This is a genomic window from Acidimicrobiales bacterium (assembly GCA_035512495.1).
GTDB lineage: Bacteria > Actinomycetota > Acidimicrobiia > Acidimicrobiales > CADCSY01 > DATKDW01.
The window spans coordinates 38,735-47,127 of the sequence record DATKDW010000082.1 but is presented as its reverse complement, the minus strand read 5'-3'; the positions used below and the strand labels follow the sequence as shown (position 1 = coordinate 47,127).

Sequence of the window (8,393 nt, the reverse complement as noted above, 5' to 3'; positions counted from 1 at the left end):
ACTACGCCGTCTCCATCCACCGCCGGAGAGGATGACAGGACGAGCGTCGCGCGAGCGCCGAGCATCGGCGACCACCACGCGACCGCCGATCCTCAGGCGAGGCAGCGGAGCGGCTTGCCGCCGTTGTAGACGATCATGTCGCCGAAGGCGGCGAGGACGTCGATGGGCGCCCCGGGCTCGGCGCCGTCGAGCTCGGCGTAGGCGCGGTGCAGGTTGCCGACGATGCGCTCACTGTCGAGCAGCTCGGCGTACTCCCCGAGGTCGGCCTGGCGGGCGGCGTCGAGTGGCCCCTCGCCCGCCTCCTTGGCGTCGGCGGCGAGCTCCTGCACGAAGCGGAGGTAGCCGGCAATGCGGTCGAGCACCTCCGGGCCGCAGACGCCGCCGTGGCCGGGGACGATGGTGTGGGCACCGAACGCCCGGACCCGCTCGACCGCCTGCAACGACCCTGCCACCGAGCCCATGACCACGAAGGGCGTGGCGCCGTTGAACACGAGGTCGCCGGCGTAGAGGACCGACTGCTCCGGCACCCACGCCACCACATCGCCGGTGGTGTGGGCGGGCGTGCCGATGTGGTGCAGCTCGAGGCGGGTGTCGTCGACGTGCACGTCGAGGCGGTCGTCGAACGTCACGAACGGCGGGTTGGGGGTGAGGTCGCCCCACCCGACCTCGCCGAAGACGGCCTCGAGGCCGCCGATGGGCGTGGCCCGCACGCCCTCGCGGCACTGGTGGTGGGCGAGGATCGTCGCCTCGGGCAGCAGGCAGTTGCCGTTGGTGTGGTCGCCGTGGTGGTGGGTGTTGACCAGCGTGCGGATGGGCGCGGTGGTCACCTCCGACACCGCCCCGAGGAAGGCGCGCGTCCGCCGCTCGGTGGAGCAGGTGTCGACGGCCACCACGCCGTCGGAGCCCACGAGGAAGCCGGTGTTGTTGATCCACCAGCTGCCGTCGGGCTGCACGTAGGCGAAGAGCCCGTCCCCGACCTCCACCGTCACCGGCGGCGGGAGGCGGTCGTCGTGGTGGTCGTGGCTCGTCGGCGCGCCCATCGTCTCGACGCTAACGGGATGCCGGGACTGGTGTACCCCCCGCCCAAGCCCGGCTGTGATCCAGTCAGCTGCCCGGTGCGACGAGGAACGCCTGGGCCATGGCGAACAGGGTGTCGGACGCCGCATTGGTGGGTCGGGCACGGTGACGGGTGAGGGTCTCGTAGGCCTCGAGGCTGGTGAGGACGACGAGCGCGTCGGCGACGCGAGGCTGGGTCCAGCCGGGGGCGAGCCGGCCGGCGTCGTGGAGGCGTCGTGCGAGCCGGGACATCGAGTCGACTCGGCGGCCGAAGTAGGAGATGTCGAGGAGCTGGCGCATGAGGTCGTTGGTGCGGGCCACTTCGAGGCAGCGGGCCAGGGCGTCGCCGATCTGGTCGAACATCTCGCAGTTCGCTCGCAGCACCTCGGCGAGCGCGTCCACGGGGTCGGGAAGCTGGTGGGCAGCCTCGACGCGATCGAGATCCACCAGGGACATGCGGTGCCACAGGGCGGCCTCGTACAGGGCGGTCTTGGAACCGAAGTGGCGGAAGATCGTGGCACGCCCGACTCCCGCCTCGGCGGCGATCTCGTCGACGCTGACGGGCTCGAAGCCCGCAGCCGCCGTGAGGTTCCAGGCGGCATCGAGGATCCGCTGGCGCGTCTCCTCCATCCCCTTCGCCCGCTCACCGAGGTCGTAGTTGCGTGTCACGTCTCCAACCTTGACGGATCCCTACCACCTAATCCATGATACGTAGAATCTCACCAAGTTGGGGGGCGGATGGAGACAGCAGCGAAGATCCTCGTCGTGTATGGCACGGTGAGCCTCACCGTGGGGTTCCTGCTCGGCATCCCGCTGTCCCAGGTCCGCAGTCGGGTCCCTGAGGCACCTCGCCACCTGGTGACCGCGCACCTCTCGGCGATCATCCAGGGAGCAGTCCACTTGGGGCTGTCCGTGGCCGTGGCCTTCTCGTCGCTGACCGCATGGCTGGAGACCACCGCTGCCGGGCTGCTCGTCACCGGTTCCGCGCTGTTCGTCGCCGGCGCCATCGCCAACTGGCGTCAGGACATCGGCGACCACTTCGCGGTCCGGTCTCTCGGCTGGAAACTTCTCGCAACCAGCAGCGCCGGCCACCTACCCGGGATGGCCATCGTGCTCATCGGCGTCCTGACAGCGCTCTGACGCAGTGGTCCGACCAGCACTCCCTGGCGGGACCTCGACGAACCAAACGCATCCCGGGTCAGGCCGGGGCAGGCTCCTCGGTGGCGAGATCGACCACCGAGACCCGGCCCGAGCTGGGGTCGACCTCGACCAGCGACCCATCGGGGATGGCCTCGAGGGCGCCTGGGACGCCCACCACCGCGGGGAAGCCGAGCTCCCTGGCGAGGACGGCGGCGTGCGACATGGGCCCGCCCTCGGCCGTCACGAGCCCACCGACCAGGGTCAGCACGAGGTTGAAGGCGGGCGAGGTGGTACGGGTGACCAGCACGTCGCCCGGCTCCAACGAGGCGATGGCGTCCTCGGGCGAGAGGGCCACCCGGGCCCGCCCGCGGTACGCCACCGAGCCGATGCCGACGCCGCGCAGGGGATCGGCCGACGCGTCGTCCCGCTCGGCCATGCCCAGCTCCTCGATGATCGCCTGGACCATGGCGACCATGCGCCCCAGGTTCTCGGGAAGGGCGTCGAGCGGCGGCTCCGCCTGCGGCGGCCCAAGGGTCATCGGGGGGTCCAGCGTCATCTCGAAACGTCGTCGTTCGGCGCGCGCCGCCAGCGCGGCCGCGCCCGGCCCCTCCCCGCGGCGCACGAGGGCGTCGACCTCGCCGGGCTCCAGCTCGAGGATGTGGTCCGGCACCTGGATCCGGCCGGACGCGGCGAGCCGGCGGCCGGCCTCGAGGAGGCCGAGCCGCAGGAGGCCCATCGGCCACTCGACCGTGGTGGGGCCGTTGTCGTCGCGAAGGTCCATCGCCGCCCGTGCCTCCGCCAGGAGGTCGTCGAAGCGGTCCCGGTGCTCGGCGGGCACGCGCTCCCGCAGCGAGTCGGCGACCGCGGCGGGGTCGGGTCCCGTGCCGTCGTCGGCCCGCCCGTGGAGGATGGTGGCGAGGAGCACCTCGGGGGTCTCGACCAGGGTCAGCCCGTCGATGTCGTAGCGGGTGTAGAGCACGTGGCCCCGGTAGCGCAGGTAGTCGTCGAGGGCGGCCGCCACCGCCGGCGACACGGCACGGAGCTCGTCGAGCGTGGACGGTGACGCCCCGGCGGCGTCGACCTCGCGCCGGATCCGTGCCAGGGCCTCCCGCGGCGCCGACGTGGACGGCGAGGCGCCGACGAGCGCCTGCAGCACCTCGGTGGTGGGCAGGCCCCAGCCCTTGGCGTCGTAGATGAGCAGCCCGAGCGGGCCGAGGTCGAAGCCGTGCAGGTAGAAGTGGCGCTCGAACCCCTCGCGGCAGTGGGCGAGCAGCGCGACGAGGTGATCGGCGAGGGCGACATCGTCGATCGTGGCGAGGTCGACGTCCTGGAACGCCAGGTTGCAGGCCTCGATCTGCGGTCGCAGCTCGGCGTGCCAGTTGGCGATCGCCTGGCGCCAGGGCCGCTCGTCGAGCGTTCGGGCGGCCGCCCGGTCGCGCCGGCGCAGCTCGGGGTGGAGGCGGCCGAGGATCTTGAGCACCAGCGTCGGCGGCGCCTTGGTCGACTGCTTGTCGGCGCCGAAGAGGGGCCGCAGGCGCGTGTACATGAACCCGTTGACGAACTCCATGCTCATCGTGTCCGCGGCCACTCCGAACTCGCGGAACAGGCGGCGGAAGGCCACCTCGCACGACTCACCGAGCAGCCACTGGCAGATCGGGGTGGCGCCGCCGAGTCCGTGGCTGCGATCGAGCTCCCACTGGCCTGCTCCGGGAGCGGTGAACGTGGCGTCGTGCATCGTGCGCCTCCTGCTCATGATCCACCGTGAGCCCGACCTGGGCACGAGGATCGTACCAACCGGGCTGTCGCTCTTCTCGCCCTCAGTCCTCCGCCCGGCGGAGCCGGTCGACGACTCCGACCACCGCTCGGAGGGAGGCGGTGAGGATGTTCTCGTGCATCCCCACCCCCCAGCGGATGACGTCGCCACCACGGGCCTCGACGTAGGCCACCGCGGTGGCGTCGCTTCCGGCGCTCACGGCGTGCTCGGCGTAGTCGATGACCTCGAGGTCGATCGCCAGCTCGTGGCGTAGCGCGTGCACCAGTGCGGCGATGGGGCCGTTGCCCTCTCCGGTGAGCGTGCGGTGCTCACCGTCGATGACGAGCTGGGCGGTCACCGACGTCGACTCGTCGGTGGTGGCGACCTCGTGCGAGAGCAGCTGCACCGAGGTCTCGTCCGGGAGGTACTCGGCCGAGAACGTGGCCCACATCTCCGCCGGGCTGATCTCGGTGCCGGTGTCCTCTGCGATGGTCTGGACGGCGCGGGAGAACTCGATCTGGAGCCGCCGCGGCAGGTCGAGGCCGTGCTCGGCCTTCATGAGGTAGGCCACGCCCCCCTTCCCCGACTGGCTGTTGACCCGGATCACCGCCTCGTAGGTGCGGCCCACGTGCTTGGGGTCGATCGGGAGGTAGGGGACCTCCCACACCTCGTAGTCGTCGGGGAGCGCCTCGGTGCCCTTCTTGATGGCGTCCTGGTGGGAGCCGGAGAACGCCGTGTAGACGAGGTCGCCCACGTAGGGGTGGCGGGGGTGCACCGGCAGGCGGTTGCAGTGCTCGGCCTCGCGGCGCAGGGCGTCGATGTCGCTGATGTCGAGCTCGGGGTCGACGCCCTGGCTGAAGAGGTTCATCGCCAGGGTCACGACGTCGACGTTGCCGGTGCGCTCGCCGTTGCCGAACAGGGTCCCCTCCACGCGGTCGGCACCGGCCATGACGCCGAACTCGGCGGCGGCGACGGCGGTGCCGCGGTCGTTGTGAGGGTGCAGCGAGAGGACCACGCGGTCGCGGTGGGGCACGTTGCGGTGGAACCACTCGATGGCGTCGCCGTAGATGTTCGGGGTGTACATCTCGACGGTTGCCGGGAGGTTCAAGATGATGGGCTCGTCGGCCGAGGGCTCGATGGCGTCCATCACCGCGCCACAGATCTCGACGCCGTAGTCAAGCTCGGTGCCGGTGAAGCTCTCCGGCGAGTACTCGTAGCGCACCTCGGTGCCCGGCAGGGTCGCCTCGAGCTTGCGGCACATCCGGGCGGCGTCGACGGCGATCTGGGTGATGCCGGCCCGGTCGAGGCCGAACACGACACGACGCTGGAGGACCGAGGTCGAGTTGTAGAAGTGGACGATTGCCCGCGGCGCACCCGCGAGGCACTCGTAGGTCCGCTCGAGCAGCTCGGGCCGGCACTGGACGAGCACCTGGATGGTGACGTCGTCGGGGATGAGGTCGTCCTCGATGAGCTGGCGGACGAAGTCGTAGTCGGGCTGGCTGGCCGAGGGGAACCCGACCTCGATCTCCTTGAAGCCCATCTGCACGAGCGTGTCGAACATGCGGCGCTTGCGGGTCGGGTCCATCGGGTCGATCAGCGCCTGGTTGCCGTCGCGGAGGTCGACCGAGCACCAGGTGGGCGCCTTGGTGATCTGGCGGTTGATCCACGCCCGGTCGGGCAGCTCCAGCGGGAGCGGGAGGAACGGCCGGTACTTCTCGAAGGGCATCTTCTTCGGGGTCACGGGCGGAGGAGGCATCGGCTGTTCCTTGGTCGGGTTGCGCTTCGAGTCGGGTTCGAGAAGCAAGAGACCTCCTGGCCCGGTGGGCGCAGGAGGTCGGGGCGAGCGCGGGGAGCGCTCGCCTCAGGCGAGGAGGAGGAGGTTGCGGGCGAGGAGAGCGGTCGCGTGCATCCCTCGTAGTGAACCCCCCGGGGACCACGGGGTCAAGGCGCGGTGTGGCACCAGCGCGTGGCGGTGCCACCATGGAGCGACATGCACGGCCCGCCCCTCGTCCTCGCGTCCGCCTCACCGGCCCGACTGCGCTTGCTCCGCGCCGCGGGCATCGAGGCCACCGTCGTGGTCAGCGGGATCGACGAGGACGACGTCGACGAGACGGACCCCGGCCGGCTGGCGCTCGCCCTCGCGGAGCGCAAGGCGGCCGCCGTGGCCTCCCGCACCACCGGCGCCCTCGTCGTCGGCTGCGACTCCGTGCTCGACCTCGACGGCGTGGCGCTGGGCAAGCCCGCCGGCCGCGACGACGCCGTGGCCCGCTGGCACGCCATGCGGGGGCGAAGCGGTGTGCTGCGCACCGGGCACTGCGTCGTCGACACCCGCACCTCGGCGCAGGCATCTGCGGTGGCCTCCACCGTCGTGCGGTTCGGGTGCCCCAGCGACGCCGAGGTCGAGGCGTACGTCGCCACGGGCGAGCCCCTCCACGTCGCCGGGGCGTTCACCCTCGACGGCCGGTCGGCGCCGTTCATCGACGGTGTCGACGGTGACCCCGGCAACGTCATCGGCCTGTCCCTCCCCCTCCTGCGCCAGCTCCTGGCCCGCCTCGACCTGGAGGTGACCGACCTGTGGTCCTGACCATCGGCCCCCTCGCCCTCGACCCGCCGGTGGTCCTCGCCCCGATGGCCGGGGTCACCAACGCCGCGTTCCGGCGTCTCTGCCGGCGCTACGGCGCCGGGCTCTACGTGAGCGAGATGGTCACCGCCCGCGCCCTGGTGGAGGGCAACGCCAGGACCCTTCGGATGGTCTCGTTCAGCGAGGACGAGGACCGGCGCAGCGTGCAGCTCTACGGCGTGCACCCCGAGGTGGTGGGCGCGGCCGTGCGCCGCCTCGTCGACGAGGTCGACGTGGACCACATCGACCTCAACTTCGGCTGCCCGGCCGCCAAGGTGACCCGCAAGGGCGGTGGTGCCGCGCTGCCGGCCCACCCGCTGCTGTTCCGGTCCATCGTGCGGGCCGCGGTGACCGCCGCCGGCGACGTGCCGGTGACGGTCAAGTTCCGCATCGGGATCGACGACCGCCACCGCACCGCCATCGCCTCCGGCACGGCCGCCGCCGAGGAGGGCGCGGCCGCGGTGGCGCTGCACGCCCGCACCGCCGAGCAGCTCTACTCCGGCACCGCCGACTGGACCGCCATCGCCGCCCTCAAGGAGGCCGTCACCACCGTGCCGGTCCTGGGCAACGGCGACATCTGGGAGGCGACCGACGCGGTGGCGATGATGGCTGCCACCGGCTGCGACGGCGTGGTCATCGGACGCGGGTGCCTCGGGCGCCCGTGGCTGTTCCGCGACCTCGCCGACGTCTTCGCGGGCCGGCCGACCCAGGCACCCCCGTCGCTCGGTGAGGTGTCGGGGATCATGGCCGACCACGCCCGGCTCCTGTGCGAGGTGATGGGCGACGAGCACGCCGGGGTCCGGGACTTCCGCAAGCACACGTCGTGGTACCTCACCGGTTTCCCGGTGGGCGGTGAGGTCCGTCGCCGGATGGCCCTGGTGGCGACCCTCGACGAGCTCGACGAGCTCCTCGCCGGCCTGGACCACGGCCTCCCCTTCCCCGCCGACGCCGCCCGTCTGCAACGCGGCCACACCCAGGGGCCCCGTCCGGTCCAGCTCCCGCCGGGCTGGCTCGAGACCATCGACGACCCGGCGCCACCGACCGGTGCCGACCTGCTGGTATCGGGTGGCTGAGATGGCCGGGAACGAACCCGGCTGCCGCGTCGTCACAACGAACGAGACCATCGACCGACCCTCCGGAGGAACCCATGCCCGCCCGATCCCTGACCCTCCTGCTGGCGGCGCCGCTGCTCGCCCTCGCGCTGGCCGCCTGCGGTGACGACGACGCCCAACAGGCGAGCAGCGGCGACACCACCACCACATCGCCGATGACCACCGACCAGGGGACCGGCGACAGCGACGACACCGGGGACGGCGACCGGCCGGACGAGCCCGAGTGCGCCGGCGCCGGGATCATGACCACCATGGAGTTCCCGGGGGACATCCCCGAGCAGGTGGCCACCACCCTCCTCGCCGTCCGCAGCGCCGCCCAGCGGTGCGACTACGACGATCTGGCGGAGCTGGCCCTCGCTGACGGCACCTTCACGGCCAGCTTCGGGGAGGCCTTCGCAGAGTCCGCCGACCTGGCCGCCTACTGGCGCGCCGAGGAGGGGGAGCGCGAGGAGCCCATCACGGCGATCATCGTGCACCTGACCACCATGAGCCGCTCGAAGGTCGACACGACCGTGGCGGACGGCGCCGCCGAGACCCTCTACGTGGCGCCCCGCGCCCTGCACGACGACGACGACGAGGCCGCCCGCCAAGAGGTCGTCGACGTGTTCGGCGAGGAGGCCGAGGAGTGGTTCGGCGACGGGCAGTACCTCGGCTGGCGGCTCGGGTTCACCGAGGATGGCGAGTGGCGCTTCTTCGTCTTCGGCGATTAGCT

The 8,393-nt window shown here is 71.9% G+C and carries 8 protein-coding genes; 4 read left to right on the top strand and 4 right to left on the bottom strand.

Annotation, left to right across the window (positions count from 1 at the left end):
* Positions 1-92: 92 nt before the first annotated feature.
* Together VMN58_12050 and VMN58_12045 are read right to left on the bottom strand one after the other, a co-directional pair.
* Positions 93-1,040 carry an MBL fold metallo-hydrolase gene (locus VMN58_12050; protein HUF33928.1) on the bottom strand — a complete coding sequence of 316 codons (948 nt, stop codon included), beginning with the start codon at positions 1,038-1,040 and terminating at the stop codon, positions 93-95.
* A 64-nt stretch (positions 1,041-1,104) separates the two neighbouring features.
* Positions 1,105-1,725, bottom strand: coding sequence for a helix-turn-helix domain-containing protein (locus VMN58_12045; GenBank protein HUF33927.1), 621 nt, complete (start codon positions 1,723-1,725; stop codon positions 1,105-1,107).
* A 69-nt stretch (positions 1,726-1,794) separates the two neighbouring features.
* On the opposite strand from VMN58_12045, the gene VMN58_12040 reads away from it, so the two are divergent.
* The gene (locus VMN58_12040) at positions 1,795-2,196 is read left to right on the top strand and encodes a hypothetical protein (protein HUF33926.1); all 402 of its coding nucleotides are present in this window, start codon (positions 1,795-1,797) and stop codon (positions 2,194-2,196) included.
* Positions 2,197-2,254: 58 nt separating this feature from the next.
* On the opposite strand, the gene VMN58_12035 is transcribed toward VMN58_12040, so the two are convergent.
* The gene (locus VMN58_12035) at positions 2,255-3,931 is read right to left on the bottom strand and encodes a PEP-utilizing enzyme (protein ID HUF33925.1); all 1,677 of its coding nucleotides are present in this window, start codon (positions 3,929-3,931) and stop codon (positions 2,255-2,257) included.
* 82 nt (positions 3,932-4,013) lie between these two features.
* Positions 4,014-5,705 carry a 2-isopropylmalate synthase gene (gene leuA, locus VMN58_12030; GenBank protein HUF33924.1) on the bottom strand — a complete coding sequence of 564 codons (1,692 nt, stop codon included), beginning with the start codon at positions 5,703-5,705 and terminating at the stop codon, positions 4,014-4,016.
* 234 nt (positions 5,706-5,939) lie between these two features.
* Between leuA and VMN58_12025 the strand changes: the two genes are divergently transcribed.
* The 3 genes from VMN58_12025 to VMN58_12015 all read left to right on the top strand — a co-directional run bounded on the left by VMN58_12025 (position 5,940) and on the right by VMN58_12015 (position 8,391).
* Positions 5,940-6,533: a nucleoside triphosphate pyrophosphatase gene (locus VMN58_12025; protein HUF33923.1), complete on the top strand. Its 594-nt coding sequence runs from the start codon at positions 5,940-5,942 to the stop codon at positions 6,531-6,533.
* Positions 6,524-7,642, top strand: a complete 1,119-nt coding sequence (dusB, locus tag VMN58_12020; GenBank protein HUF33922.1) for a tRNA dihydrouridine synthase DusB — start codon at positions 6,524-6,526, stop codon at positions 7,640-7,642. The genes VMN58_12025 and dusB overlap by 10 nt, the downstream gene beginning before the upstream one ends.
* Before the next feature lie 74 nt (positions 7,643-7,716).
* A complete protein-coding gene (locus VMN58_12015; GenBank protein ID HUF33921.1) occupies positions 7,717-8,391 on the top strand; it encodes a hypothetical protein in 675 nt (224 codons plus the stop codon).
* The last annotated feature ends 2 nt before the right edge of the window (positions 8,392-8,393 follow it).

Coding starts and splice junctions, on each gene's coding strand:
- VMN58_12035 (HUF33925.1), bottom strand. CDS start 3,931: ATGCACGACGCCACGTTCACCGCTCCCGGAGCAGGCCAGTGGGAGCTC.
- leuA (HUF33924.1), bottom strand. CDS start 5,705: ATGCCTCCTCCGCCCGTGACCCCGAAGAAGATGCCCTTCGAGAAGTAC.
- VMN58_12015 (HUF33921.1), top strand. CDS start 7,717: ATGCCCGCCCGATCCCTGACCCTCCTGCTGGCGGCGCCGCTGCTCGCC.
- VMN58_12050 (HUF33928.1), bottom strand. CDS start 1,040: ATGGGCGCGCCGACGAGCCACGACCACCACGACGACCGCCTCCCGCCG.
- VMN58_12040 (HUF33926.1), top strand. CDS start 1,795: ATGGAGACAGCAGCGAAGATCCTCGTCGTGTATGGCACGGTGAGCCTC.
- VMN58_12025 (HUF33923.1), top strand. CDS start 5,940: ATGCACGGCCCGCCCCTCGTCCTCGCGTCCGCCTCACCGGCCCGACTG.